Here is a 25,369-nt window from a genome sequence, read left to right as displayed (position 1 = left end):
CTATCCATTCATCGCCCACTCCACCTTACTGACCTCTGATGGTGGAGTAGTGATCATGGCTCAGCCATCGATATTGGTATTGGAAGACGACGAAATCATTCGCTCACTCATGGTGGATGTGCTGGAAGAATTCGGCGCACAGGTCATTTCGTTTCCATCGGCGGATGAGGGGATGATTTTTCTGGAACGCTCCAGTGATCCGGTGGACTTGATTGTCAGTGATATCCAGATGCCTGGACTGCTCAACGGGTATGACCTGAGCCGAGTAGTGGCGCACCGTTGGCCTTCATTGCCCGTGGTCCTGACCTCGGGCAACACCGCGATGGCGGCGCAATTGGGCAGCACCGTGAGATTCCTGCCCAAGCCATGGAGCACTGAGCGTTTGCTCGACTGTGTACAACAAGCCTTGGGGCAGGATTCATCCCTGCATTGAATACGGCTCACATCTGCAATGGATCACCCTCCTCACTACACCGGCAGTATCACCACCGCCTCCAACCCGCCGCCCTGGCGATCTCGCAGGGTCAGGGTGCCGCCATGCTCCAGGACAATCGCCCGGGCGCTGGAAAGCCCCAGGCCGACACCACCCGTACTTTTGTTGCGTGAACCTTCCAGGCGGAAAAACGGCAGGAAGACCTGTTCGTGAAATCCGCTGGGAATCCCCGGCCCACGGTCCAGCACACGAATCACCACTTGCCCCGGCTGTTGCTGCAATTGGATTTCGGGCGCGTGGCCGTAGTGGATCGCATTGTCCGCCAGGTTGGTCATCACCCGCTTGAGCCCCAGGGGCCGGCCGAAATACACCAACCGTGGCGGGCCACTGAAGGCGATGTCGATGGACTGGTCGCGGTAATCATCCACCAGGGTTTGCAGCAACTCGGACAAGTCCAGCGCCGTGGCCTGCTCCAGGCGTGCATCGTCGCGAAAGAACTCCAGGGCGGTATTGATCATCGCCTGCATTTCATCGACATCGCGAAACAGTTTCTGCTGCTGATCGCGGTCCTCAATGAACTCACCGCGTAGCCGCAGCCGCGTCAAGGGCGCGCGCAGGTCATGGGAAATAGCCGCGAGCATCTGGGTGCGGTCCTGGATAAAGTGCTGCAACTGCGCCTGCATGCCGTTGAATGCCAGGATCGCCTGGCGAATTTCCTCCGGGCCCACCGGCTCGATCGGCGGCGCCCGGAAGTCGGCACCAAAACGCCGGACGCCCTGGGCGAAATGTTGCAGGGGCCTCGCCAGGCGCCGGGTGGCAATAAGGGTCACCAGCGCGGTGGAAATCAGCACCAGCACCAACACGATGACGCTACGCGGTCCTTCGGCAAGCCCCCAACTGCGCGACGCGGCGCTGACCATCAGCCACGAGTGATCGGTCAGCTCCACCAGCAACGCATAGTGCCCACCGGGACCTGCCCAGTCGGCCGGCTCAAAGCCCTCGGCCCGGCGCTCTGGCCAGGCCAGCGCATTCACGAACAGCTCTTTTCCCGTGCTGTAATTATCGTCCTTGACCTGGGGCAAGCCGAAACGCTTGGCATCCACCGCCCAATGCACGCTGAACATACTGTCGCCTGCCGAGCGGGCCAGGCTGGGGCGCTCGGCAGGATCCGCCGTCTCGATCATCCGGACAATCACCGCCACCTTGTCCAGCAGGCCGGTTTCACTCAAGGGTGGTCGGGCCCAGACGCCAGCGAGTTGCGTAAACAGAGTATTGAGCACCAGGGCGGTGAACATGGCGATCAGGATGGTCAGGGCAATCCAGCGGGCCACAGTGTCGCGAGGACGCTTCATGAGCGACTCACACTGGCGGTAAATTGATAGCCGCCATTGCGCACCGTGCGAATCATCGCCGGGCGTTTGGTATCGAACTCCAGCTTGCGCCGCAGACGGCTGACCTGCACGTCGATACTGCGATCAAACGCATCGTGGCTGTGGCCACGGGCCAGGTTCAACAGCTGCTCGCGCGACAACACCCGCTGAGGATGCTCGACGAACACCAATAGCAGGTCGAACTCCCCGGACGACAAGGGGATCATCACCTGGTCCGGCGAGCGCAATTCGCGCCGGGTAAGGTCCAGTTGCCAGCCGGCGAAGCGAATCAACGGCCGTGAACTGTCGCCCGAGGGGCCCCGGCTTTCACCGGCGCGACGCAACACTGCGCGCACCCGGGCCAGCAACTCACGCGCATCGAAGGGTTTGCTCAGGTAGTCATCAGCGCCCATTTCCAGGCCCACCACCCGGTCGCTGAGTTCGCCCATGGCGGTCAGCATGATCACCGGCGTGGCGTATTGCTGGCGCAGGCGCTGGCACAGCAACAGACCATTGTCGCCCGGCAGCATCAGGTCGAGGATGATCAGGTCTGCAACCTGCTGTTCCATGGCCGCCCACAGTGCTGTGCCATTGGCTGCGGTCCGTACCGCGTAGCCATGTTGCAGGAAAAATTTCTTCAGCAGCGCGAGGACCTCAAGGTCATCGTCCACGATTAAAAGGTTGCTCACCGGCTGGCATCACTTGGTTTGGTCGAGGCGACATTCAAAACCATTCGCAGCGACTCGTCACATATTTCAATCCTGCAACAAAGCGTCATCGCAGTAATAAAGCAGACATCTTCAGGCAAACTGCGAATGCCAGCATCGGCCTCCCTTTTTCGGAGACTGTGTTTATGCGTGCGCTGACGTATCCCCGCCACCTGGCTCGCCAGGCTGCACTGTTGATGACTGTTTCGTACCTGACAGGCTGTGCCAGCCCCGCGCCACAGGCGAACGTGCGCTGTGCGCAGGTTGATTACCCGGTGTACGACCCCGTCGAGCCGTTCAATCGCGGGGTCTTTGCGTTCAACCGGACCGTCGATGACTATGCCTTGGCACCTGTCGCCCGTGGCTATCAACACCTGCCGGATTTTTTCCAGCAGGGTGTGCATAACTTTTCCAGCAACTTCAGTGAACCCAAGGTGTTTATCAACGACCTGCTGCAAGGCAACCCACAGCGCTCCGTCAACACGCTGGGACGATTCGCGGTCAACACCACCGTGGGCCTGGTGGGCCTGTTGAATGTCTCCGACTCGCTGGGCATTCCCCGCCACACGGCCGACTTCGGCCAGACATTCGGTGTATGGGGCATCGGTAACGGGCCAATCGTCGAACTGCCGTTACTGGGTACCGGCAACAGTCGAGATGCTGCCGGTAAAGTGCTGAGTTTCCTGGTGGCGCCACTGGGCGACAGCGACACGGTGCAAACCCTGGGCACCATCAGCCTGGTCGGCGACACCGTAGACACCCGGGCAGCCCTGCTGCCACTGACCGACAGCCTGCAACAGTTGCCCGATTACTACAGCGCATTGCGTAACGTCGTGGCTGAACACCGTGCAGCCTATGTGCTGGAAGGCAAGGAAGGGGCAACCACACCCACCGTAACCTCATGCACACAAGGCCCAGGCGATGATTTCTGATGCCAGCTCCATGCTCCTGCAGCAGAAGATACACAAACGTGGTGATCGCGCGCTGATTTGTCGGGAAACCCGTTTGCAATTGTCTGCCGACCAACATCAACTGGTGCTCAGCCGGTATGTGGAACAGTACACCCCACAAGGCGTACGCTGGATCGAGCGCCAGCACCGCGTGGCGGTGAGCGATGTGCTGCGCTGGCTGATTGCCCAGGGAGAGTCGTCAGTCAGCAGCCTTGAGCGGGCAAACATGCTGTAGTGATCAAGGCTGCCCGCCCCTGTTACTTTGACAAAACGCCGACATCCGTTGCGCTATCCTCTGCCGTCCTTTCCCGCATAGAGCCGTGTTCTTCATGTTGCAAGCCGCTTCACTACCCGCCGTCCTCGCCGGCCCCTTGCTGCGTCGCCTGGAGCCGGGGCGCCTGGTGTTGTGGCTGGTGGGCAGCCGGGCACTGGCATTGACCTTGCGGTTGCAGTTTCGCCAGGACGAGTGCCAGCAGTCCCTGGAGATCGACCTCGACGCCACCCGCTGCCAGGTCATTCCCGTGGGCCGCGCAGCCTTTATCCACCTGATCGATGTACCGCTGGCCACGCCGCTCCCCCAGGACGTGCCCATCAGCTATGACTTGCTGCTCAACGATGGAACCGGCATCGCCCAATGGGCGCCGCACCTGCTGTATGCCAATGCCCAGAGCCCGGATTTCATCCTGCACAGCCGTATTCGCCAGTTGCTGCACGGTTCTTGCCGCAAACCCCACCATTACGCCGATGAAGGCCTGCTGTGCGCGGATCGCCTGTTGGCCGAAGACCGCAGCCTCGAACATCGCCCCGCCCTGTTGATGATGAGTGGCGACCAGGTGTACGCCGACGATGTGGCCGGGCCGATGCTGCGTGCCATTCATGGGCTGATTGCCCGTCTGGGCCTGTTCGATGAACACCTCGATGGCGCGGTGGTGGACGACAGCACCAGGCTCTACGATCACCCCGCCAGCTACTACCATCGCGCCGATCTGTTGCCGGCCCTGGAAAGCAACGAAACCTTGCGCGAACGCTTTTTTGGCGGGGTGAAGAAACCGATCTTCACCAGCAGCACCGCCGACAACCACCTGGTGACCTTCGCCGAAGTCATGGCGATGTACCTGCTGGCCTGGTCGCCAACACCCTGGACCCTGATCGCCCCGCAAGCGCCCACACGGCTGGCACCTGAAGAACAGGCCCGCTACGTCCGCGAGCAGGTGCCTGTGGATAAGTTTCGCGACGGCCTGGCCGGTGTCGCCCGGGTGTTCGCCCACGTTCCATGCCTGATGATCTTCGATGATCATGACATCACCGATGACTGGAACCTCAGCGCCCAGTGGGAACAGACCGCCTACGGCAACCCATTCTCCAAGCGCATCATCGGCAACGCCTTGCTGGCCTACATGCTCTGCCAGGGCTGGGGCAACAACCCCGATGCCTTCGCCCAGCTCGTGGAAAAAACCCTGGCCCTGGCCGCGACGGCCCAGGACTACGACAATCACCTGCACGCACCCACCCAGGACCAATTGCTGGAAGATCTGCTGCAGTTCCAGCAATGGCACTACGTGCTGCCCACCACTCCCGCGCTGGTCGTCATCGACACCCGCACGCGGCGCTGGCGCAGTGAGTTCACCCTCAAGCAACCGTCCGGCCTGCTGGACTGGGAAGCCTTGAGCGAACTGCAACAGGAACTGCTCGACCATCCGTCAGCCATCATCGTTTCGCCCGCGCCGATCTTCGGCGTCAAGCTGATCGAGACCGTGCAGAAAGTCTTCAGTTGGTGCGGCTACCCGCTGTTGGTCGATGCAGAAAACTGGATGGCCCACCGTGGCGCCGCGCAAGTGATCCTGAATATCTTCCGCCACTCACGCACCCCGGGTAACTACGTGATCCTGTCGGGGGATGTGCATTACTCGTTCGTCTACAAAGTGCTGATCCGCCATCGCAATGCCGGGCCGCAGATCTGGCAGATCACCAGCAGTGGCATCAAGAACCAATTCCCACCCCGCCTGCTGGAGTGGTTCGACCGCCTCAACCGCTGGCTCTACTCGCCACGCTCGCCCTTGAACTGGCTGACTCGGCGCCGCCGCATGCAAGTGGTGCCGTATATCCCGGCACACGCCGAAGCCGGCGAACGGCTCTGGAACAGTGCCGGCATCGGCCAGGTATTCTTCAACGAGCAAGGGCAGCCCGAGGCAATCTACCAGCACAATGCCAATGGCTTGCCACCCACCCGCATGATGGAGCCGCAATAGCCTTGAGCCCCCGCAAATAGTGGCTTTTAGCCACAACCCTGTAGGCTCTTTCTATGCGGCCAAACCTCGTTGTACAGTACGTCCAGCCACGGAGTATCGGCGTTAACACCTGACTGGCCAGAATGAGCCAGCATCCTCGCAGGGAGCGCGCAGATGGTCGATATGGATCCGTTGAAGAATGAGCTTTTCGACGTCAATGCTGACTTGGCCCATGCCATCATGGAACTGGTCAGCGATGGTGTTTGGGACTGGAACGCCAACACTGGGTTCGTCTATCGCAACCCAGGCTGGTACGAGATGCTCGGCTACGATCACCACTCCCTGGAAAACACGGTCTTCACCTGGGAAAGCGTGATCCACCCCGACGATTATCCCCATGTGATGAAAGTCTTCGACGACTACATCTGTAGCCGCACCTCCCACTATCAAGCCGAATACCGCTGCCGCAAGAAGGACGGCACCTGGTTGTGGATCGAAGACCGCGGCTACGTGATCGCCCGCAATGCCGACGGCTCGGTGTGGCGCATGGTCGGCGCCCACCGCAGCATTCATGAGCGCAAACGCTCCATGGAACAACTTGAGCGGCGCAATCAATCCCTTGAAGCACTGGTGGCCGAACGCACGCGCGAACTGTCGCGGGTCAACCAGCAATTGCGGCTGCAACTGGACGAAAATCGCTCCCTGGCCGAGCGCGATACCTTGACCCGTATAGCCAACCGCTACCGCCTGGAAAAAGCCCTGCTGGAAGAATGTGAGCGCGCCCAGCGGTTTCGCCTGCCATTGGCGGTGATTGCCATGGATGTCGATGACTTCAAGTCGATCAACGACCAGCACGGGCATGCCGTGGGCGATAGCACCCTGTTACAGGTAGTCGAGCGCCTGGAACATTGCGTGCGCCAGGGCGACCTCCTGGCGCGCTGGGGCGGTGATGAATTCATGGTGATCCTGCCCAAAAGCACGGTGGAGACTGCCAGGATACTGGCTGAGCGCATCCGCCTGGCCATCCTCGACTTACCCAGCGTGGGCGAGTTCAAGGTGACCTTGAGCCTGGGCGTGGTACAGCGCCTCAATGACGAGACACCCGCCAACCTGATGGCCAGGGCAGACCAGGCGCTGTACCGGTCCAAGGCCGCGGGCAAGAACCGGGTGTCGCCATGACCGCTAGCGCACCGGTGGCGCGTACTGGATGCCACCGTTGTTCCACAGGGCGTTGAGGCCGCGCGGAATCTTCAGCACGCTGCCCTGGCCGATATTGCGCTCGAACACCTCGCCATAATTGCCCACTTGCTTGACGATCTGCACCACCCAGTCCTTGCGCAATTTCAAGTCCTTGCCGTACTCACCGTCGGCACCCAATAGACGGGCGATATCCGGGTTCCTGGTGGTCTTGGCCTGTTCTTCGACGTTTTGCGCAGTGATGCCCATCTCTTCGGCATTGAGCATGGCAAACAGCGTCCACTTGACGATGCTGAACCAGTCATCGTCGCCCTTGCGCACCAACGGGCCCAGGGGTTCCTTGGAGATCACTTCCGGCAGCACGATGAACTCAGCCGGATGCGCCATCTTGATCCGCTGGGCGTACAAGCCCGACTGGTCAGTGGTCAGCACATCGCAGCGTCCGGCTTCCAGGCCCTTGGCGCTTTCATCGGCGGTGTCGAAGGTGATCGGGGTGTATTTCATGCCATTGGCGCGGAAGTAATCAGAGACGTTCAGCTCGGTGGTGGTGCCGGCCTGGATGCAGATGGTCGCGCCATCCAGCTCCTTGGCATGGGCCACCCCCAGCTTGGTGTTCACCAGAAAACCGATGCCGTCGTAATAGGTCACGCCGGTAAACACCAGCCCCATCCCGGAATCCCGGGAGCTGGTCCAGGTGGTGTTGCGCGAGATCAGGTCGATTTCCCCGGATTGCAACGCAGTGAAACGCTCCTTGGCAGTCAGTTGGGTGAACTTCACCTTCGAGGCATCGCCGAACACGGCTGCGGCGACGGCGTGGCACACATCAACGTCGATGCCGGTCATCTTGCCCTGGGCGTCCGGCACGCCGAAGCCTGGCAAACCATCGCTGACGCCACATTGGATAAAGCCCTTTTTCTGGATCGCGTCCAGGGTCGCGCCCGCATGAGCTGCGCCGGCCAAGCTCATGGCGGCAGCAGCGGTGAGTGCCGCCAGGGTGGATTTAAGATGCTTCATGCAAGGCTCTCCGTGTCGGTCGTTCTTATTTGGCGCCGCAAACCCGGGCCAGTTTATTTATAGTGTTGCCGGTCAGTATCAACGGCTTTACACCTGGGTCACAAACGACGTTTAGGCAAAGGCTCCTTCCTGTTTGGAATGAACTCCCATGATTTCAAAACGCTTGACCCCTTCGATGACGGCCCTGCAATGCTTCGACGCTGCGGCCCGTCACCTGAGCTTCACCCGTGCCGCCGAGGAACTGCACCTGACCCAAAGTGCGGTGAGCAAGCAAGTGGCGCAACTGGAGGAAATGCTCTGCCACAAGCTGTTCGAGCGGGTGCGCCAGCGTCTGTACCTGTCGCCGGCGGGCTCGTTGTACCTGGCGGAAGTACACAAGATCCTGACCCAGGTGGACATTTCCAGCCGTTACATCCTCACCTACGGCGGCGAGACCGAAGTGCTGCGCATCGCCACTCAACCGACTTTCGGCGATCGTTGGCTGGTGCCCAAGCTCAAGGACTTTGCTGCCCGCCACCCGAACATCCATCTGGATATCCGCAACGAACTGGAACCCTTCGACGTGCTGCAGGCCAAGGCCGACATCGCCTTCTTCTTCGGCCAGGGCTCCTGGCCGGGCGCCACCTGCATCGAGCTGTTTCTCGAAGCAGTGGTGCCGGTGTGTGCGCCGGGATTTGTCGCCCAGGGCAGTGATGCTTCATCGAGCCACACCCTGTTGCAATGCACCTCACGACCCGAGGCCTGGCACGAGTGGTTCCTGGAACAGGGCCTGCACTCACAGAACAGCTACCACGGGCCGCGCTTCGACACGTTCTACATGTGCATTCGTGCAGCGCAATCCGGCTACGGCGTGGCATTGGTGCCGCACTACCTGGTGGCCGACGAACTGGCCCAGGGCAGTCTGGTGGTGCCATGGGACTACGCGATGCCCAGCAGCGGCGCACACTTTATCGCCCATGCCGAACATGCCGGGGAGATCCCCAAGGTGAAGGCATTTTTGCAGTGGATAGTGGAGTACATGGCGCAGCAGACCGCCAAGACCTGAATGTGCAAGCCCGCTCCCACATTGGATCTGTGCCATGGCTTGCGATGCATTGCCACATCCCGATTTTTGCGAATGACCCGGCGACTTTATTTCGTTTGCGGGGCCATGGGGCACGCAGCTTAGATAGGCGCACACCGCCCTTTCCGAGCCCGTGATCCATGAGCCACGCAAGCATCAGCCAGTCGATTGCCATCGTCCACCCCATCTGCCTGAGCCACGGGCGCAATGCCGAGGTCTGGGACACCGCGGGCAAGCGCTATATAGACTTTGTCGGCGGCATTGGTGTGCTCAACCTCGGCCATTGCCACCCCGGCGTGGTGGAAGCCATTCGCGAACAAGCCACCCGACTCACCCATTACGCGTTCAACGCCGCGCCACACGCGCCTTATATCGAGTTGATGGAGCGGCTCAGCGCCTTTATCCCGGTGAGTTACCCGGTCAGCGGCATGCTGACCAACAGCGGCGCCGAAGCTTGCGAAAATGCGCTGAAAATCGCACGTGGCGCCACCGGCCGTACTGCAGTGATTGCCTTTGACGGCGGCTTCCACGGGCGCACCCTGGCCACCCTCAACCTCAACGGCAAGGTGGCGCCCTACAAGCAAAAAGTCGGGGTCCTGCCCGGCCCGGTCTACCACCTGCCCTACCCCAGCGCAGACAATGGGGTGACCACAGGTGATGCGCTAAAGGCCATGGAACGCTTGTTCAGCGTCGAAATCGACATCGCCGACGTCGCCTGTTTCATCATCGAGCCAGTACAGGGCGAAGCCGGGTTCCTCGCCCTCGACACCCCATTTGCCAAAGCCCTGCGCCACCTGTGCGATGAACACGGCATCCTGCTGATCGCCGACGAAATCCAATCCGGCTTTGGCCGCACTGGCCAGCGTTTCGCCTTCTCGCGCCTGGGCATCGAACCCGACCTGATCCTGCTGGGCAAAAGCATCGCTGGCGGCGTGCCACTGGGCGCCGTCGTCGGGCGCAAGGCCTTGCTGGACAACCTGCCTAAAGGCGGACTGGGCGGCACCTACTCGGGCAACCCCATTGCCTGCGCAGCCGCACTGGCCACCCTGGATGCAATGAGCGATGCAAACCTGCAAGCGTGGGGCGAACAACAGGAGGCCGCAATCACCAGGCGCCATGCCGCCTGGCAGGCGAAAAAACGCTCGCCCTACCTCGGCCGCCTGACCGGGGTCGGCGCCATGCGGGGAATCGAGCTGATAAAACCCGACGGCACCCCCGCCACCGCGCAACTCAACCAACTATTGAACCTGGCCCGCGATGCCGGCCTGCTACTGATGCCCAGCGGCAAGGCCCGACACATCATCCGCCTGTTGGCACCGCTGACCATCGAGCCGGTGGTGCTGGAGCAAGGGTTGGATATTTTTGAAGCATGCCTGCAACAGCTCGATTGACACAGCCCCACTGTAGGAACCGGCTTGCCGGCTCCTACAGGGCGGGGGTCAGTAGCGTGCATCCACCGGCTTACCGCCGTTCGGCCAGTCCTTCACCTTGTCCGGGAAGTCCGGGCGTGGTTTTTGCGAGAAGTAGGCGGCAACGTCCACCGCTTCCTGGTCCGACAAGCCTCCCTGGCCCAGCGGGAATTTCTCGTGGAAGCCGATCGGCATGTTGCGTTTGACGAACGCAGCAGCCGTGTAGGTGCGGGCCATGCCGGCGCCGATGTTGAAGGACTGCTCGCCCCACAGCGGCGGGTACACCAGGGTGCCGTCAGCACGGGCCAGGCCCTCGCCGTCATTGCCGTGGCACACCGCGCATTGCTTGGCGTAGACCTGCTCGCCATTGGCCATGTCCGGCTTGATGGCCGGGTCGATCTTGCCGACGCCACGGCCGGGGACTTTGTCCTCGGGCTTGGTGTTGTTTTTCATCCAGTCGAAGTACGCCACCATCGCCTGCATGTCCGCCGATTGTGGCGGCACTGGTTTGCCATTCATCGAACGGCGGAAGCAACCGTTGATGCGCTCTTCCAGGCTCACCACCTTGCCAGCACGCGGGGCGTAGCTGGGGAAGAACGCCGAGACGCCCACAAACGGCGAGCCATCGGCCACGGTGCCGGCGTTGAGATGGCAACTGGTGCAGTTCAGCGAGTTGCCGACGTTATCAGGCAGCAGTTCCTTGGTTTGCAGGTGCAAGCGCATGCCGCGCACCACTTGGTCGGCATTCGACGCCGCCAGCAGGTTGGCCAGGCGCGGCGTTTCGAAGGCCGAGGAATCAGTGCTGACCGGGTTGAGCTGGTCACGCATTTTCTTCACCTGGGCGGTGCTGATCGGCGAGCCCTCGTTGCCCCAGCGCGTGCGCACAAAGGTGAGGATTTCCGCCACTTCGTTGTTCCCCAGGCGCGCAAAGCCCGGCATGGTGTAGACCCGTGGATGGGCTGCGGTCTCGGCGGTTTCCCAACCGGTAAGGGTGATGTGCAGCAACGAGGTCGGGTTGCTGGCAACCACGCCGGCGTTGCCGGCCAATGCCGGGAACAGGCCCTTCACACCTGCGCCGTCGCTGCGGTGGCAATCGCTGCAGAACTGCATATAGCCCAGGCCGCCACGGCTGGTGAACAAGTCCTTGGGCAACTCGGCAGGACCTTTGGCGACAGCCGGCATTGGCAGGTCGTCCTTGCCCGGTGGCAGGGATTTGAGATACGTCGCGACGGCCGTCAGGTCGGCGTCCGTGAAATGCTGGGTACTGTGACGGATCACGTCCACCATGTTGCCCGACACTGTGGCAAAGCGGTTCTGCCCGGTCTTGAGCAGTTGCACGGTGTCTTGCACCGTCCATAGGTTGCGCAGGCTCAAGGCGCGCCAATGCTCAACGGTTTCCCCGCCCAGGTAGTGCTCGCCGCCGCTGCCAGTGTCACTCATGGCTTTTTCCTGGAAGGCGATCCCGCGCGGGGTATGGCACGAACCGCAGTGGCCCAGGCCCTGGACCAGATAGGCGCCACGGTTGAGCACTGCATCGCGGGCCGGGTCGGCCTGGAACGGTTGTTTGTCGAGGAACATGAAGTTCCACAACGCCAGGCCCCAGCGCTGGTTGAATGGGAAGCCCATGTCGGCTTCGAGGTTGGCCTGGCTCACTGGCTTGACCTCATGCATCAGGTAGGCGAACAAGGCGCGCATGTCCTCTTCGCTCATCTTCGCGTAGGACGGATACGGCATGGCTGGGTACAGGTTCATACCAGCCGGTGTCACACCTTCACGCATCACGCGGTCGAACTGTTCAAAGCTGTAGTTACCGATGCCGGTCTCGCGGTCCGGGGTGATGTTGCTGGAATAGATGGTGCCCATGGGCGTGCTCAGTTCCAGGCCGCCGGCCATCTGTGGACCTTGCTTGGCGGTGTGGCAGGCGATGCAGTCACCGAGCTGGGCCACGTATTTGCCCTGGGCGATCAGGTCGGTATCCGGTTTGACGGGTTCGTTGGCGTGCAGGGGAAGCGCCAGACACAGCGTCGCCCCCATCAAGGCCAGACGTGACAGAGAAAGGGCCATCGCATTATTCCTTTAATCACCTGGCCTGGGGGTTGGCCCCTGGGTACAGGTTTATTTACGTTTTTATGAGGTCATCAGGCGGATAACCGGGGCTTTGTAAGCCCCGGTTTTGTTGTAGCGGATTTTCAGAGGTGGCCCGTTGATATGGATCAGGGCCGGGGGAGGTTCAGGCGTTTTGCAGGTATTGCGTAGCGTCGAGTTCGATCATCACCGGTTGGCGAATGTCACCCAGGGTGTGCAGCAAGGCGTGCAAGTCCCGCGGCGTGTCGGCCCGATGGTGGGCGACATGGAAACTGCGGGCCATGGCGGCAAAATCCGGGGTCATGATATCCACGCCCAGCGGGGCGATTTCACGGGCCTGCATATAGTCACGGATCTCGCCGTAGCACTGGTTGTTCCACACCACCAGAATCACGCCGACGCCTGACTCACGGGCCGCGATCAGTTCGTTGCTGGCAAACTGCAAGCCGCCATCGCCGACCAGCGCCACCACCGGTCGCTCGGGCTTGGCCAGCTTGGCACCGATAGCGGCCGGCAACCCATAGCCGAGGGTGCCGTAGCCAGTGCCGGCGTTGAACCAACTGTTGGCCGCCGGCGCCTGGTAACCCACCGCGCCCTGGTACACCGGCTGGGTCGAGTCACCGACGATCAGCGGGTCGACCAGACTGTCGCGCAGCAGGTCCAGCAGACCTTGCAGACCTTGTTGCTTGGTGGTCCAGCTCTCGCGCTCCAGACGGTTGACCCGCTGTACGCTGTCCAGTGCCCAACGCCCGCTCGGAGCGGGTGGGCTGACCGCATCCAGCAGCGCCTGCAACCCTTCGCGGGCATCGCCCACCAGCCCGACATGGGCGCGTTGCACGCCCATGACTTGCATGGGGTCGATGTCCAGACGGATCAGCGGTGCCTTGAATTTCAGTGGGCCAAGGCCGAAGAAGTCGTAGTCGGTTTCCCCAAGCTCCGTGCCCACGGCAAGGATCACATCGGCTTCGTCAAACAGCGAGCGGCCATGTTTGGATGACTGCACGCCGTCCAGCAATAAGGGGTGGCCCATGGGCAGCAAGCCACGGGCATTAGTGGTCAGGGCCACCGGCGCTTGCAGGCGCTCGGCCAGTTGCTGCAACACCTCGGCGCAATCACGGGCACCGCCGCCGGCGAGAATCAGCGGCCGGCGCGCGTCGTTGAGCAAATTCAACGCCGCACGCAACGAGGCCGGCGCCGGGGCCGGTGCGCCTGGCAGGCTGCGGGGCATCAGGTTGAGATCGATGGCCGGCATGTCCAGCACATCCAGGGGGATTTCCAGATGCACCGGGCGCGGGCGCGCACATTTGAACACGGCGAAAGCGCGGGCCAGCAGCTCGGGCAATTGCTCAGGCGATTGCAACGTGTGGCTGAACGCACACACCCCCGCCACCATCGCGCGCTGATCGGGCAACTCGTGCAAATGCCCGTGGCCCAGGCGCAGATGCTCACGGCGGTTGGTGGTGGAAATCACCAGCATCGGCACCGAGTCGGCATAAGCCTGGCCCATGGCGGTCAGAATATTGGTCATGCCTGGGCCGGTAATGATGAAACAGACGCCCGGCTTGCCGCTGGCGCGGGCGTAGCCGTCGGCCATAAAGCCGGCGCCCTGTTCATGGCGCGGGCTGATATGGCGCAGGCGGCTGCCATGCAGGCCGCGATAGAGCTCGACGGTATGCACGCCGGGGATGCCAAAGACGGTATCTACCCCATAACCTTCCAGCAGGCGAACCAGGGACTGGGCGCAGGTGGTCATTGCTCATTTCCTTCTTATTGTTCTGTGTCGATTGGCCAGACCTTAGGCGGCACTCCGAGGGCGGACAAGCAAAAATTTTGCCGGCCATTGGCAAAAAAAATTCACGGATCGCCTGAAACTAAAGCCCGCCCCCCAACTGCGACTTCACCCACTCGCCAAACGCCTGCACCACCGGGCGCTCGACTTTCTGGTGATCGGCCACCAGGTAATAACCGCGATTGGACTCGATCTCGGTTTCGAACGGCCGCACCAGCAAGCCCCTGGCCAGGGCCTCGCCACTGATCAAGTTGTCGCCCATGGCGATGCCTTGGCTAGCGATGCACGCCGACTGCACAAAATGCGCATCGGCAAACACGATGCCGCGCTGCACATCGACATTCGGCGCCCCGGCGGCGGCCAGCCACACGCGCCAGTCGGAGTAGTCGATCATGTGCAGCAAAGGCGCGCCCGCCAGGTGTTCCGGGGTCTTCAGGCCGCCCATGGTGTTGACCAGGCGCGGGCTGCACACCGGAAAATAACGCAGCGAAACGATCTTCTGCACATGCTGGTTGGGCCAGTCGCCCATACCGTAGGCAATAAACAGGTCGGCGCCGTGGTCGCTGGTGTCGTCTGGCGTACGCGGTGAAATCAGGTGCAATTCGACCTGTGGATAAAGTGCCTGGAAGTCGGCGATATGGGTACACAGCCAATAAGTGGCAAACCCTGCCGGGCTGCTGATACACAGGCGCCCGCTGACCTGCTGGCCATCGAACCGCTGCCCGGCCTCAAGGATATTGGCCAGCAGCCCATGGATATCACGGGCATAGCGCTCGCCCTGCCAGGTGATGCGGATATTGCGCCCGGTGCGCTCGGTCAGGGCAAAACCCAGGGTCTGCTCCAGGCTCTTGATCTGGTGGCTGATGGCACTGGGGGTGAGGTTCAGCTCGGTGGCAGCCTCGGACACGCTGCCCAGCCGGGCCACCGCGTCCAGCGCCCGCAAAGCGGTCATGGAGGGGTAACGCATGGATGTTCACCTGCTCAAAGTTACCCGCACCATAGCCGTAATCGACCCTCAGACATAGCCACTCGTAAAGCGGACAGTTGAATTAAATTTCAAGATCGACGGAAAAATGCTCGATTGACCTCAAATGGCCAGTGGCTATTCTCGATCTTCAGCACGGCACTCCCAAACTTGCCGGCGCGGGTCGTCAACGATGACGTGGGCACGCTGGATAAACGTGGTGTTCTTGCGTTTTTCGCTGGCAAGCCAGCTCCTACAGGGGGCGGTGTCCAGGTTGATCAATTTACAAAAATAAAGAGGGATAACCCTTGAACCCAGTCACCCCGGTGGTCGCCATTGATGCTCTGCACAAGAGCTACGCCGCGCACCATGTTCTCAAAGGCATTTCCCTGCGCGCCAACGAAGGCGATGTGGTGTCGTTGATCGGTTCCAGCGGCTCGGGCAAAAGCACCCTGCTGCGTTGCATCAACCTGTTGGAAATCCCGTGCAGCGGCAGCCTGCGCATCAACGGCGAAGAAGTGCGCCTGAAAAAGGACCGCGCCGGCAACCCGCTGATTGCCGACCCGGATCAAGTCGCTCGCCTGCGCACGCAACTGGGCATGGTGTTCCAGAGCTTCAACCTGTGGCCCCACCGCACCGTGCTGGAAAATGTCATCGAAGCACCGGTGTATGTGCTGGGTGAAGACCGCAAGGACGCCATCGCCCACGCCGAACACCTGCTGGAAAAAGTCGGCCTGGCCAGCAAGCGCGATGCCTTCCCCGCCTTCCTGTCCGGCGGCCAACAACAGCGCGTGGCCATTGCCCGCGCCCTGGCCATGCGCCCGCGCGTCTTGCTGATGGATGAGCCCACCTCGGCCCTCGACCCGGAGCTGGTCGGCGAAGTACTGAAGGTGATCCAGGGCATCGCCGAAGAAGGCCGCACCATGATCCTCGTCACCCACGAAATGGCGTTTGCCCGCGATGTATCGAGCAAAGTCATGTTTTTGCACCAAGGGTTGGTTGAAGAAGAAGGCACGCCACAGCAAGTCTTCCAGAACCCCACAAGCGAGCGTTGCCGCCAGTTCGTCATGGCCCAGGACAATCGCGTTTGAACTGCCGCTTCCATCCTTCAAAACAATAACTTCGAAAGGGTCAAGCCATGCACAACTCTCTGAAATCCCTCGCCGCCGGCTGCGTGCTCGCCGTGCTGTCCCACAGTGCCGTTGCCGCCGACAAAATCGTCTTCGGCATCGCCCTGGAACCCTACCCGCCATTCTCCGAAAAAGCCGGCAATGGCGCCTGGAGCGGTTTCGAACCGGACCTGATCAAGGCCCTGTGCGAACGCCTGCAAGCCCAATGCCCGCTCAAGGAAGTGTCCTGGGACGGCCTGATTCCGGCGCTGCAATCGAGCCAGATCGACGTGATCCTCAACTCCCTGAGCATCACCGAGGAGCGCGAAAAGGTCATCGACTTCACCGCGCCTTACTACCAGACCCCGGCCATGTGGGTCGCCGACAAGAGCCTGGAGCTGGTCACCACGCCCGAGGGCCTCAAAGGCAAGCTGATCGGCGTGCAGGGCTCGACCTCCAACGCCACCTACCTCAAGGCCTACTACGCCAAGGGTTCGACCTTGCGCTACTACAACACCCAGGACGACATGACCGCCGACCTGCAAAGCGGGCGGATCGACGTGATGCTGGCCGACGCCCTGACCATCGAACCGATCTTCAAGTCCGCCGCCGGCAGCGGCCTGGCCGACAAGGGCCTGGCGCCGAAAGACCCGTTGTTCGGGTCGGGCATCGGGGCCGCCGTGCGCAAGGGTGACACCCCGCTGCGCGAGCAGCTCAACACGGCGCTGGCGGCAATCAAGGCCGATGGCACCTACGACAAAATTCGCAGCCGCTATTTCAGCGTCGATATTTCCGCGCAATAACGTCCAACGGAAAGCGCCATGATTTCTTTGTCCGAACTCACCCAGCTGTTCGTCGCCGACGGCTGGCTCAACGCCCTGCTCCAAGGGGCGGTGGTGACCTTGCAGATCTCCGCCGGGGCTTTTGTGCTGGGCCTGGGCATCGGCCTGCTGGTGGCCATGATCAAACTCAAGGGCCCGCGCTGGCTGGTACGCCTGGCCAACCTCTACACCACGCTGTACCGCGCGGTGCCAGAGTTGCTGCTGATTTTGCTGCTGTATTACGCCGGCACCGACCTGCTGAACATGGCGATGGCGGCGATGGGGCGCGACAGCGTGACCGTCAACGGCTTTATCGCCGCGGTGCTGGTGCTGGGCATCGTCCAGGGCGCCTATTCGGCAGAAATCATTCGTGGCGCGATCCAGGCCATTCCCGTCGGCCAACTGGAAGCCGCGCGGGCCTTTGGCATCGAGCGCTGGTTGCTGGTACGCCGGGTGTTGCTGCCCAGCATGCTGCCGTTTGCCATGGCCGGCCTGTCGAACCTGTGGCTGGTGCTGGTCAAGGACAGCGCGCTGATCAGCATCGTCGGCTACAGCGAGCTGCTCTCGGTGGGCAAGCAGGCGGCCGGTTCCACCAAGCATTACCTGGTGTTCTACCTGGCAGTGGCAGCGGTGTATTTCATCATCACCCTGGTTTCCAACGGCGCCTTCCGGGTGTTCGAACGTCGGATCAACCGTTGGATGCCGCAGCACTAAGGAGCGCAGCTGATGGACTTTTCATGGATCAACAGTTTTGCCAACGAACTGCTGCATGGCCTGGGTATCACCCTGAAGTTGCTGGCCTTGTCCGGGGTGTTCGGCTTCTTGCTGGCGGTGCTGGTGGCATTGGGACGCTTGTCGTCGAACCCGCTGATCAGTGCGCCGCTGCGCGCCTACACCGCGGTATTCCGGGGCACGCCGCTGCTGGTGCAGATCTACATCCTGTATTACGGCGTAGGCAGCGTGTTTGCCAGCTACCCGCTGATTCGCGGCAGCTTCCTCTGGCCGTACTTGCGTGAAGGTTTCTGGTACGTGGCCCTGGCGCTGATCCTGTGTGTCGGCGCCTATGTCGGCGAAGTGTTGCGCGGCGCCCTGCGTGCCGTGCCACGGGGCGAGCTGGAAGCGGCGCGGGCCTTTGGCATGAAGCGCCTGATGGTGCTGCGCCGGGTCTGGCTGCCACGGGCGCTGGAGCTGGTGAAGCCGACATTGGTCGGCGAGACCGTGTTGCTGCTCAAGGCCACCGCGCTGGCCTCCACCGTGGCCGTCACCGACTTGCTCGGCGCCGCCAACCTGGTACGTGCGCAGACCCTGCGGGTGTACGAACCCCTGCTGGCCGTGGCGGTGATCTACATTGTCCTGGCGTTCGTGATCGAACACGTCTTCTCGCGCTGGGGCAAAGTCCCGCAGCGCCAGGCTTGAATCAATTTTAGGAGAACAAGGATGCGTTATTCACCGTTTGTCGAGCGCATTAGTGGCGAGTCCGTCAGCGCCTGGGATATTCACTACGCGGCCGTCGAAGCCCGTGGCCGTGGCGAAGATGTGATTGTGTTGAGCGTGGGCGACCCGGACTTCGCCACCGCCAGCGCCATTTGCGAAACCGCCGTCGACGCCCTGCGCGCCGGCGACACTCACTACACCCACGTCCTTGGCCGACCGGCCCTGCGCGAAGCGATTGCCGCCAAGCAAAGCCGCCTGCAAGGGATTGCCGTACACGCTGATAACGTGGCCCTGGTGGCCGGTGCGCAAAACGGCCTGTTCGCCACCTCGCTGTGCCTGTTCAGCCAGGGCGACGAAGTGTTGGTGCCGGAACCGATGTACCTGACGTATGAAGCGTGCATCCACGCTTCCGGTGCGCGCATCGCAACCATCGAGCAACCGGCGGCCAACGGTTTCCGCCTGACCCGCGCCGCCCTGGAAAAAGCCATTAGCGCCAAGACCCGGGGCATTGCCCTGGCCACGCCGTGCAACCCCACCGGCAATGTCTACAGCCGCGAAGAGCTGGAACTGGTGGCCGAAGTCGCCCGTGAGCATGACCTGTGGGTGATTTCCGATGAGGTCTACGGGCAAATCACGTATGACCAGCCACACCTGAGCATCGCCTCGCTGCCGGGCATGGCCGAGCGTACCGTGGTGCTCAACAGCCTGTCGAAAACCCACGCCATGACCGGCTGGCGCGTGGGTTGGGTGGTAGCGCCAACCGCACTGGTGGGCCACCTGGATAACCTGCTGCTGTGCATGCTCTATGGCTTGCCCGGGTTTATCCAGGAAGCGGCGGTCAAGGCCCTGGAACTGGATGACGAAGTGGTCAGCGATGCGCGCACGGTGTATCGCCGTCGGCGTGACCTGGTGGTAGCGGGCCTCGGTGGTATTACCGACCTCGATTGCCGGGTGCCGCAAGCCGGGATGTTCATGCTGGTAGACGTGCGCCGCACGGGGCTGTCGAGCATGGACTTTGCCTGGCAGCTGTTCCGTGCCACCGGCGTCTCGGTGCTCGATGCCCAGGCGTTTGGCGCCAGTGCCGAGGGCTTTGTGCGCATCTCCTTTACCGTCGCCGACGACACCCTCAAAGACGCCTGCCAGCGCATTGCCGGGTTTGTCGAGGGCCTGAGAGCCAACCGCTGATTATGTGAACACTGGGATTGATGTGGGAGCGGGCAAGCCTGCTCCCACATTTGATCTTTGTTCGTCTTGAATATTGAGGTTTCCCCCGTGACCGCTTCCGACCAATTCACTTCCACCCACTCCGTTGTCGGCGAGCACGCTGACCTGGTGCTGCACAACGGCCGCCTCTACACCCTCGACCCGGCCCAGCCCTGGGCCGAAGCGGTGGCGATTCGCGGGGGACGTTTTATCGCAGTGGGCACGTTCGCCGACCTGCAACACCTGATCGGCCCGCAGACCCGCCAACATGATCTGCAAGGTGCATTTTGCATGCCCGGCCTGCACGACATGCACACCCACCCCGACCTCGCCCTGGCCCCGCGCTACAGCGATGACCTGGATGTGGGTATCGAAGACCCCACCCCCGAACAACTGGCGGCGGCGATCCACGCCTATGCCGACGCCCACCCCGGTGATGGCTGGATCTACGGCCAATACTGGGTGCGCTACACCTTCCGCGAAGCCGGGCTGACCCCAGGTCGCGAGTGGCTCGACAGCATCATGCCCGACCGCCCGGTGGCACTGCTGGACCGCATGTGGGGCACCATGATGGTCAACTCCAAGGCCCTGCAACTGGCCGGCATCGACCGCCACACCGCCGACCCGCGCAACGGCTATATGGAGCGCGACGAACTCAACGGCGAGCCCAACGGCCTGCTGATCGACGGCGCCTACGCACTGATCCATGCAGCCATGCCACCAACCCCGGTGGCAGTGCTGCGCCGGGCCTATCGCGACGGCGTGCATTTCCAGAGCTCGCGCGGTGTCACCGCGACCAAGTACGTACACGTCTGCGAGCGGCGCCTGGACGCCCTCAAGGAACTGGACGACGCCGGCGAATTGAGCGTGCGCGTGGAAGCGGCGATCAGTTGGCAGGACGATATCTTCCCGGTGCGCCGGCGCTGGGAACTGCTCGGTGGCGAGCGTCACTACTACCGCAGCGCGCGGCTCAATGCCAACGCGGTGAAGTTCCACTTCGACGGCACCGTGGAGCCCAAGTCTTCGTACCTGATGACCCCATGGGCAGCGGATTCCACCTGGCGCGGCAAGCTCAACCTGACCCCGGAACACATCACCGACATGGTGGTAGACATGGACCGTCGCGGCCTGCGGGTGATCGCCCACTGCACCGGCGACGGCGCTTCCGATGTGTTCCTCGATGCGGTGGCCGAGGCGCGGCGGGTCAATGGCGACAGCGGCATCCGGCACCAGTGCGCCCACAGCACCTTGCTACATCCGGGCAACCTCAAGCGCTTCAAGGCGCTGAACGTGATCGCCGAGTTCTCCCCAGCGGCCTGGTACCCGACGCCGTTTGCCAGTGGCGCCCGCTCCGGTTATGGCGCCGAACGCCTCAAGCGCATCTACGACTTCAAAGGTGTGCTGGCCGAAGGTGGCCTGGCGGTGATGGGCACTGACTGGCCGGTGGCCTCGATTGACCCGTGGCTGGCCCTGGAAACCATGGTCACCCGGCAGAACCCGTGGAACCAGGAACCGGACTGCTTCGGCGAACCGATCACCCTGGAGCAGGCACTGCAAGTGGCGACCCTCAACGGCGCCCACGCCATGGGCCTGGAGCATTCCACCGGCAGCCTGGAAGTGGGCAAGTGCGCCGACCTGATCGTGATCGACCGCGACCTGTTCGCCCAGCCGGCACGCAACTACATCCACCAGACCCAGGTGCTGCTGACCTTTGTCGATGGCCGCCCGGTCTACGACCGTCTCAACGCGTTTGCAGATACGGCGTTGCAAGCCGTGTGGCAAGGCCTGCCGCCGGTGATCGAATGAATAACGACAGCATTGCCGTCACGCTGGTCTCGGGCTTTCTCGGCGCCGGCAAGACCACCCTGCTCAACCGCATCGCGCAGCAGCCGCAACACGGGCGGATGGCGGTGATCGTCAATGACTTTGGCGAGCTGAATATCGATGCGGCGATCATCGCCGAAGTCACCGATGCGGTATTCAGCCTGCAGAACGGCTGCATCTGCTGCACGGTGCAGGAGGATCTGCTGGCGCAACTGGTGAGCCTGAGCCAATTGCACCCACGCCTGGATCGCATCGTGATCGAGTGCAGTGGCGTGTCCGACCCGCAGCGCATTGTGCAGACCCTGGGTTATCCACAGCTCAAGGCGCACCTGCACCTCGATACCGTGATCACCCTGGTGGACGCCAGCGGTTATAGCCACCTGGAAGGCGAGTTCGCCCGGCTGTCCCGCGCCCAGGTGGCCTGCGCCGACCTGGTGCTGCTGAACAAGGCCGATCTGGTCAGCGCCGCCGAACTGCAAAGCCTGCGTGCAACTATCGGCGCGCGCACGCGGGTGATCAGCACCGTGCAGGCGCAGATCCCCGATGCCCTGCTGCTGGGCGAACGCAGCCCGCGCAACGGCTTCACTCCCGTGCCTGCGCCGCACCACGAACTGTTTGAAAGCTGGACCTGGCAAGGCACCCAGGCCCTGCCGGCCAAGGCCCTGCGCGACTGGCTGGGGCAACTGCCCAAGGACGTGTTCCGCCTAAAAGGCCTGGTGCATTTGCAGGGCAACGAGCAGCCGTTCTGGCTGCAACACGTGGGTAACCGCAGCCAGTTCACCCTGGCCAGCGGCGAACATGCACAGAACTCGGCACAACTGGTGTTTATCGCCCGACGCGGCAGTGGCTTGCGGGCAGCGCTGGAAGCGCAACTGCAGGAGATGCAGGGCCTGTAGACGAGGATGACGATGAAGGCAGAGTGCCGCCTTGACCTTGCTACCCTGGCCCTTGAAAATGCCCGACGCTTTTTCGTCTCCCCGCTTACAGAAGTAGTGAAATTTCAATGTCTGATTCCCGTACCGAAGAATCCGTAGTCACCTTGCAATCCAAAGCTGAATACGAAAACGCCATCAATCTTTCACAGCATGTGCCAGCGGCCAAGAACATCAGTGAAATGGTGCTGGACGCCTTCCATACCTCCAAGGAAAGCGACCAGATCCGCGAATTGCGCATCGCCATCCGCCAGGCCCACGACGCCTTTGACGATGACCAGGCCTACGACCTGATGGGCCAGCTCAAGCAGCTCAAGGACGCCGAAGCCGCCGACAACGCCGCCCTCGAAGACCTGAGCAGCAAGTTCTCGATCAGCCGCATCCTTTCCAGCTTCAAGGACGACCCAGAGTTCCAGGAACTGGTCTACGGCCTGGCGCTGAAGGTGCTGAACCAGACCCACCAGGCCATCAGCAACCCAAGCGCCGGCAAAGGCAAGGCCGCACGGGTGAAAAAGGAAGTGGAAGTGTTTGTGATCAGCAAGGATGGCATCAGCGTCACCCTGCCCTTGCGCACACCGCGCTCCAAACTCAATGTTGACCGCGAGGCGCTGGAATTCCTCGGTTTCAGCTTTGTGGGTGAAGGCGATGAGGCCGAGCTTGAGAGCGAGACCTTTGTGGATAACGCCGGTGCTGAACAGCCGTTGACGCGCAAGAGCATCGTCACCGCGCTGCAGCAGCAGACGGCGTTTGACGGTTACAGCATCGCCCAGCAATAAGCCCTACCCCCAAAAAATGTGGGAGCGGGCTTGCCCGCGATAGCGTTGGGTCAGCCAACACATATATCGACTGATTCATTGCTATCGCGGGCAAGTCGAATCGTCGCACCGCCGCTCCCACAGGGTTCTGCGGTATTTTCAGAGCTCAATAAAAAGCCCCGCTCTTCTCTCGAAGGCGGGGCTTTTCATTGCATCCCAACTCAGTGGGCAGAAGTCAGCAGCAACTCTTTCGGCACCTGGAAATCCAGGGACATCATCACGCTCAAGGCAGTGATGGTGAAGATCGAGAAGACGAACAACTTGCGCGCCCAGACGGTATCGTCCACCGCCTTGTAGCCAGTCCAGGCCATGTACAACCAGTACATGCCCATGGCTGCGGCCACGGCGAGGTAGCTCATGCCGGCGTAGCCACTGAAGGTCAACATCAAGGTCGCCACAAGGAAGGCCAGGATGTAGAGCAGGATGTGTTTCTTCGCCACCTGGATGCCACGCTTGACCGGCAGTACCGGAATCGAAGCTGCCAGGTAGTCGTTGAAACGGAAGATCGCAATGGCGTAAGAGTGCGGCATCTGCCACAGGCTGAACATCACCAGTAGCACCAGCGCAGCCATGTCGAAGCTATTGGTCACAGCCACATAACCAATCACCGGCGGCATCGCCCCCGACAGACTGCCCACCAGCGTGCCGTGAACCGACTTGCGCTTGAGGTACAGGCTGTAGAGGCCGACGTAGATGACAAAACCGATCACGGCAAACAACGCCGCCAGCGGATTGGCCACCGTGTACAGCAATGCCACGCCGGCAACACCGAGGACGGTCGCGAAGATCAGTGCCAGTTTCAGGGAGATGAGGCCCTGGACCAGCACGCGATTCTTGGTGCGCTCCATCTTGATATCGATGTCACGGTCAATGCAGTTGTTGAACACGCAACCGGACGCCACAACAAGGGAAGTGCCGATCATTGCCGCCAGGAAGATGGCCAGATCGACATGCCCCTTGGAGGCCAGGAAGAAACCGCCTGCCACAGAAAGCACGTTACCGAAAATGATCCCCGGTTTGGTGATTTGGATAAAGTGCTTAAGCGACATCGGGTCTTACCTCACTTCGCCATCATGTAGGTGTGGATGCTGAACATGATCCACAACGACAGGCCAACCAGCAGCACGATCACAATGGCCGTGAACACAAACGCAACCACGTTGTTGCGCTGGGCCTGGGAGCGATCCAGGTGCAGGAAGTAATACAGGTGAACAACCACCTGGATCACCGCGAACAACAGCACGATGGCCAGTGTCGTGGCCTTCGGCAAGGTTGGGTACATCACCAGACCGAACGGGATGACAGTCAGGATCACCGACAGGATGAAGCCAATGGCGTACGACTTTACGCTGCCGTGGCTCGCATCATGGCTGTCATGGGAGTGTGCGTTAGCCATTACAGAGTCCCCATCAAGTAGACAACGGTGAAGACGCAGATCCAGACCACGTCCAGGAAGTGCCAGAACAGGCTCAGGCAGCTCAGGCGGGTCTTGTTGGTCGACGTCAGGCCATGCTTGTTGACCTGGTACATCATGATCGCCATCCAGATCAGACCGGCGGTTACGTGCAGACCGTGGGTACCGACCAGGGTGAAGAACGCCGACAGGAAGCCGCTGCGGCTAGGGCCGTAGCCTTCGGAGATCAGCAGGTGGAACTCGTTGATCTCCATGGCGATAAAGCCGAGGCCGAGCAGGAAGGTCAGGCCCAGCCACTTCAGCACGCCTGCCTTGTTGCCACGGAAGAACGCCAGCATGGCGAAGCCGTAGGTGATCGAACTGAACAGCAGCAAGGCGGTTTCGCCCAGTACGTAATTCAATTCGAAGATGTCGTGGCCCGACGGGCCACCCGCTACGTTGTTTACCAGTACCGCATACACCGCGAAGATCGACGCAAACAGGATGCAGTCGGTCATCAGGTAGAGCCAGAAACCGTAGACGGTCATCTCGCCCGCGTCGTGGTGGTCATCGTGCCCATGGTCATCGACATGGGCGTGTCCAGCATTGGTCACTAAGTTCGACATGGT

General features: G+C 61.7%; 24 protein-coding genes. 15 read left to right on the top strand and 9 right to left on the bottom strand.

The window, feature by feature from the left end:
* The first annotated feature begins 55 nt into the window (after positions 1-55).
* The gene (locus tag KL786_RS10345) at positions 56-433 is read left to right on the top strand and encodes a response regulator (RefSeq protein WP_215517555.1); all 378 of its coding nucleotides are present in this window, start codon (positions 56-58) and stop codon (positions 431-433) included.
* A 35-nt stretch (positions 434-468) separates the two neighbouring features.
* Here KL786_RS10345 and KL786_RS10340 read toward each other — a convergent pair whose 3' ends face one another.
* Together KL786_RS10340 and KL786_RS10335 are read right to left on the bottom strand one after the other, a co-directional pair.
* Positions 469-1,785 (bottom strand): sensor histidine kinase, encoded by a 1,317-nt coding sequence (locus KL786_RS10340; protein WP_215517554.1) that lies wholly within the window; start codon positions 1,783-1,785, stop codon positions 469-471.
* On the bottom strand, positions 1,782-2,492 hold the full coding sequence (locus KL786_RS10335; RefSeq protein WP_032857599.1) for a response regulator: 711 nt from the start codon (positions 2,490-2,492) through the stop codon (positions 1,782-1,784). The genes KL786_RS10340 and KL786_RS10335 overlap by 4 nt, the downstream gene beginning before the upstream one ends.
* 164 nt (positions 2,493-2,656) lie before the next feature.
* Between KL786_RS10335 and KL786_RS10330 the strand changes: the two genes are divergently transcribed.
* From KL786_RS10330 to KL786_RS10315, 4 genes are all read left to right on the top strand, one after another.
* On the top strand, positions 2,657-3,442 hold the full coding sequence (locus KL786_RS10330; RefSeq protein ID WP_215517553.1) for an MlaA family lipoprotein: 786 nt from the start codon (positions 2,657-2,659) through the stop codon (positions 3,440-3,442).
* Positions 3,432-3,695, top strand: coding sequence for a hypothetical protein (locus KL786_RS10325; protein WP_032857601.1), 264 nt, complete (start codon positions 3,432-3,434; stop codon positions 3,693-3,695). The genes KL786_RS10330 and KL786_RS10325 overlap by 11 nt, the downstream gene beginning before the upstream one ends.
* Positions 3,696-3,789: 94 nt before the next feature.
* A complete protein-coding gene (locus KL786_RS10320; RefSeq protein WP_215517552.1) occupies positions 3,790-5,709 on the top strand; it encodes an alkaline phosphatase D family protein in 1,920 nt (639 codons plus the stop codon).
* A gap of 153 nt (positions 5,710-5,862) precedes the next feature.
* A complete protein-coding gene (locus tag KL786_RS10315) occupies positions 5,863-6,867 on the top strand; it encodes a diguanylate cyclase domain-containing protein (protein WP_215517551.1) in 1,005 nt (334 codons plus the stop codon).
* Between the two features lie 3 nt (positions 6,868-6,870).
* On the opposite strand, the gene KL786_RS10310 is transcribed toward KL786_RS10315, so the two are convergent.
* Positions 6,871-7,899, bottom strand: a complete 1,029-nt coding sequence (locus KL786_RS10310; RefSeq protein ID WP_215517550.1) for an amino acid ABC transporter substrate-binding protein — start codon at positions 7,897-7,899, stop codon at positions 6,871-6,873.
* 148 nt (positions 7,900-8,047) lie between these two features.
* On the opposite strand from KL786_RS10310, the gene KL786_RS10305 reads away from it, so the two are divergent.
* Both KL786_RS10305 and KL786_RS10300 read left to right on the top strand, forming a co-directional pair.
* Complete coding sequence (locus KL786_RS10305) at positions 8,048-8,944, top strand: LysR substrate-binding domain-containing protein (protein ID WP_215517549.1); 897 nt, start codon at positions 8,048-8,050, stop codon at positions 8,942-8,944.
* Between the two features lie 158 nt (positions 8,945-9,102).
* Positions 9,103-10,353: a 2-aminoadipate transaminase gene (locus tag KL786_RS10300; protein WP_215517548.1), complete on the top strand. Its 1,251-nt coding sequence runs from the start codon at positions 9,103-9,105 to the stop codon at positions 10,351-10,353.
* Positions 10,354-10,401: 48 nt separating this feature from the next.
* Here KL786_RS10300 and KL786_RS10295 read toward each other — a convergent pair whose 3' ends face one another.
* The 3 genes from KL786_RS10295 to KL786_RS10285 form a co-directional block, all read right to left on the bottom strand.
* The gene (locus KL786_RS10295) at positions 10,402-12,435 is read right to left on the bottom strand and encodes a c-type cytochrome (protein WP_215517547.1); all 2,034 of its coding nucleotides are present in this window, start codon (positions 12,433-12,435) and stop codon (positions 10,402-10,404) included.
* Between the two features lie 166 nt (positions 12,436-12,601).
* Positions 12,602-14,209 (bottom strand): 5-guanidino-2-oxopentanoate decarboxylase, encoded by a 1,608-nt coding sequence (locus tag KL786_RS10290; protein WP_215517546.1) that lies wholly within the window; start codon positions 14,207-14,209, stop codon positions 12,602-12,604.
* Between the two features lie 118 nt (positions 14,210-14,327).
* Positions 14,328-15,212: a LysR substrate-binding domain-containing protein gene (locus KL786_RS10285; RefSeq protein WP_032857614.1), complete on the bottom strand. Its 885-nt coding sequence runs from the start codon at positions 15,210-15,212 to the stop codon at positions 14,328-14,330.
* 305 nt (positions 15,213-15,517) lie between these two features.
* On the opposite strand from KL786_RS10285, the gene KL786_RS10280 reads away from it, so the two are divergent.
* The 8 genes from KL786_RS10280 (at position 15,518) to KL786_RS10245 (ending at position 23,308) form a co-directional block, all read left to right on the top strand.
* On the top strand, positions 15,518-16,300 hold the full coding sequence (locus tag KL786_RS10280; RefSeq protein WP_029300232.1) for an ABC transporter ATP-binding protein: 783 nt from the start codon (positions 15,518-15,520) through the stop codon (positions 16,298-16,300).
* A 47-nt stretch (positions 16,301-16,347) separates the two neighbouring features.
* Positions 16,348-17,121, top strand: coding sequence for a transporter substrate-binding domain-containing protein (locus KL786_RS10275; RefSeq protein ID WP_215517545.1), 774 nt, complete (start codon positions 16,348-16,350; stop codon positions 17,119-17,121).
* Between the two features lie 18 nt (positions 17,122-17,139).
* The gene (locus KL786_RS10270) at positions 17,140-17,853 is read left to right on the top strand and encodes an ABC transporter permease (protein WP_032857618.1); all 714 of its coding nucleotides are present in this window, start codon (positions 17,140-17,142) and stop codon (positions 17,851-17,853) included.
* A gap of 12 nt (positions 17,854-17,865) precedes the next feature.
* Positions 17,866-18,555, top strand: coding sequence for an ABC transporter permease (locus KL786_RS10265; protein WP_032857620.1), 690 nt, complete (start codon positions 17,866-17,868; stop codon positions 18,553-18,555).
* A gap of 21 nt (positions 18,556-18,576) precedes the next feature.
* Positions 18,577-19,758: a pyridoxal phosphate-dependent aminotransferase gene (locus KL786_RS10260; protein WP_215517544.1), complete on the top strand. Its 1,182-nt coding sequence runs from the start codon at positions 18,577-18,579 to the stop codon at positions 19,756-19,758.
* Positions 19,759-19,845: 87 nt separating this feature from the next.
* Positions 19,846-21,582 carry an amidohydrolase gene (locus KL786_RS10255; RefSeq protein WP_215517543.1) on the top strand — a complete coding sequence of 579 codons (1,737 nt, stop codon included), beginning with the start codon at positions 19,846-19,848 and terminating at the stop codon, positions 21,580-21,582.
* Positions 21,579-22,496 carry a CobW family GTP-binding protein gene (locus tag KL786_RS10250; RefSeq protein WP_215517542.1) on the top strand — a complete coding sequence of 306 codons (918 nt, stop codon included), beginning with the start codon at positions 21,579-21,581 and terminating at the stop codon, positions 22,494-22,496. Before KL786_RS10255 ends, KL786_RS10250 begins: the two co-directional genes overlap by 4 nt.
* 107 nt (positions 22,497-22,603) lie before the next feature.
* Positions 22,604-23,308, top strand: a complete 705-nt coding sequence (locus KL786_RS10245) for a hypothetical protein (RefSeq protein ID WP_215517541.1) — start codon at positions 22,604-22,606, stop codon at positions 23,306-23,308.
* A 200-nt stretch (positions 23,309-23,508) separates the two neighbouring features.
* On the opposite strand, the gene cyoE is transcribed toward KL786_RS10245, so the two are convergent.
* The 3 genes from cyoE to cyoC are packed head-to-tail and all read right to left on the bottom strand — an operon-like array spanning position 23,509 to position 25,366.
* A complete protein-coding gene (cyoE, locus tag KL786_RS10240; protein ID WP_215517540.1) occupies positions 23,509-24,396 on the bottom strand; it encodes a heme o synthase in 888 nt (295 codons plus the stop codon).
* Between the two features lie 11 nt (positions 24,397-24,407).
* Complete coding sequence (gene cyoD / locus KL786_RS10235; RefSeq protein ID WP_032857627.1) at positions 24,408-24,743, bottom strand: cytochrome o ubiquinol oxidase subunit IV; 336 nt, start codon at positions 24,741-24,743, stop codon at positions 24,408-24,410.
* Positions 24,743-25,366, bottom strand: coding sequence for a cytochrome o ubiquinol oxidase subunit III (cyoC, locus tag KL786_RS10230; protein WP_029300213.1), 624 nt, complete (start codon positions 25,364-25,366; stop codon positions 24,743-24,745). Before cyoC ends, cyoD begins: the two co-directional genes overlap by 1 nt.
* Positions 25,367-25,369: the final 3 nt, after the last annotated feature.

The organism is Pseudomonas sp. TAE6080, assembly GCF_018732265.1.
In the GTDB taxonomy this organism is placed as follows: Bacteria; Pseudomonadota; Gammaproteobacteria; order Pseudomonadales; family Pseudomonadaceae; genus Aquipseudomonas; species Aquipseudomonas brenneri.
This window is presented reverse-complemented; position numbering and strand designations above follow the sequence as displayed.

What these genes read in the sequence shown, in the direction of transcription:
- KL786_RS10265 (WP_032857620.1), top strand. Translation starts at nt 17,866, where the DNA reads ATGGACTTTTCATGGATCAACAGTTTTGCCAACGAACTGCTGCATGGC.
- KL786_RS10320 (WP_215517552.1), top strand. Translation starts at nt 3,790, where the DNA reads ATGTTGCAAGCCGCTTCACTACCCGCCGTCCTCGCCGGCCCCTTGCTG.
- KL786_RS10325 (WP_032857601.1), top strand. Translation starts at nt 3,432, where the DNA reads ATGATTTCTGATGCCAGCTCCATGCTCCTGCAGCAGAAGATACACAAA.
- KL786_RS10295 (WP_215517547.1), bottom strand. Translation starts at nt 12,435, where the DNA reads ATGGCCCTTTCTCTGTCACGTCTGGCCTTGATGGGGGCGACGCTGTGT.
- KL786_RS10290 (WP_215517546.1), bottom strand. Translation starts at nt 14,209, where the DNA reads ATGACCACCTGCGCCCAGTCCCTGGTTCGCCTGCTGGAAGGTTATGGG.
- KL786_RS10270 (WP_032857618.1), top strand. Translation starts at nt 17,140, where the DNA reads ATGATTTCTTTGTCCGAACTCACCCAGCTGTTCGTCGCCGACGGCTGG.
- KL786_RS10310 (WP_215517550.1), bottom strand. Translation starts at nt 7,899, where the DNA reads ATGAAGCATCTTAAATCCACCCTGGCGGCACTCACCGCTGCTGCCGCC.
- cyoD (WP_032857627.1), bottom strand. Translation starts at nt 24,743, where the DNA reads ATGGCTAACGCACACTCCCATGACAGCCATGATGCGAGCCACGGCAGC.
- KL786_RS10340 (WP_215517554.1), bottom strand. Translation starts at nt 1,785, where the DNA reads ATGAAGCGTCCTCGCGACACTGTGGCCCGCTGGATTGCCCTGACCATC.
- KL786_RS10285 (WP_032857614.1), bottom strand. Translation starts at nt 15,212, where the DNA reads ATGCGTTACCCCTCCATGACCGCTTTGCGGGCGCTGGACGCGGTGGCC.
- KL786_RS10275 (WP_215517545.1), top strand. Translation starts at nt 16,348, where the DNA reads ATGCACAACTCTCTGAAATCCCTCGCCGCCGGCTGCGTGCTCGCCGTG.
- KL786_RS10300 (WP_215517548.1), top strand. Translation starts at nt 9,103, where the DNA reads ATGAGCCACGCAAGCATCAGCCAGTCGATTGCCATCGTCCACCCCATC.
- KL786_RS10260 (WP_215517544.1), top strand. Translation starts at nt 18,577, where the DNA reads ATGCGTTATTCACCGTTTGTCGAGCGCATTAGTGGCGAGTCCGTCAGC.
- KL786_RS10245 (WP_215517541.1), top strand. Translation starts at nt 22,604, where the DNA reads ATGTCTGATTCCCGTACCGAAGAATCCGTAGTCACCTTGCAATCCAAA.
- KL786_RS10305 (WP_215517549.1), top strand. Translation starts at nt 8,048, where the DNA reads ATGATTTCAAAACGCTTGACCCCTTCGATGACGGCCCTGCAATGCTTC.
- cyoC (WP_029300213.1), bottom strand. Translation starts at nt 25,366, where the DNA reads ATGTCGAACTTAGTGACCAATGCTGGACACGCCCATGTCGATGACCAT.
- KL786_RS10250 (WP_215517542.1), top strand. Translation starts at nt 21,579, where the DNA reads ATGAATAACGACAGCATTGCCGTCACGCTGGTCTCGGGCTTTCTCGGC.
- KL786_RS10330 (WP_215517553.1), top strand. Translation starts at nt 2,657, where the DNA reads ATGCGTGCGCTGACGTATCCCCGCCACCTGGCTCGCCAGGCTGCACTG.
- KL786_RS10315 (WP_215517551.1), top strand. Translation starts at nt 5,863, where the DNA reads ATGGTCGATATGGATCCGTTGAAGAATGAGCTTTTCGACGTCAATGCT.
- cyoE (WP_215517540.1), bottom strand. Translation starts at nt 24,396, where the DNA reads ATGTCGCTTAAGCACTTTATCCAAATCACCAAACCGGGGATCATTTTC.
- KL786_RS10345 (WP_215517555.1), top strand. Translation starts at nt 56, where the DNA reads ATGGCTCAGCCATCGATATTGGTATTGGAAGACGACGAAATCATTCGC.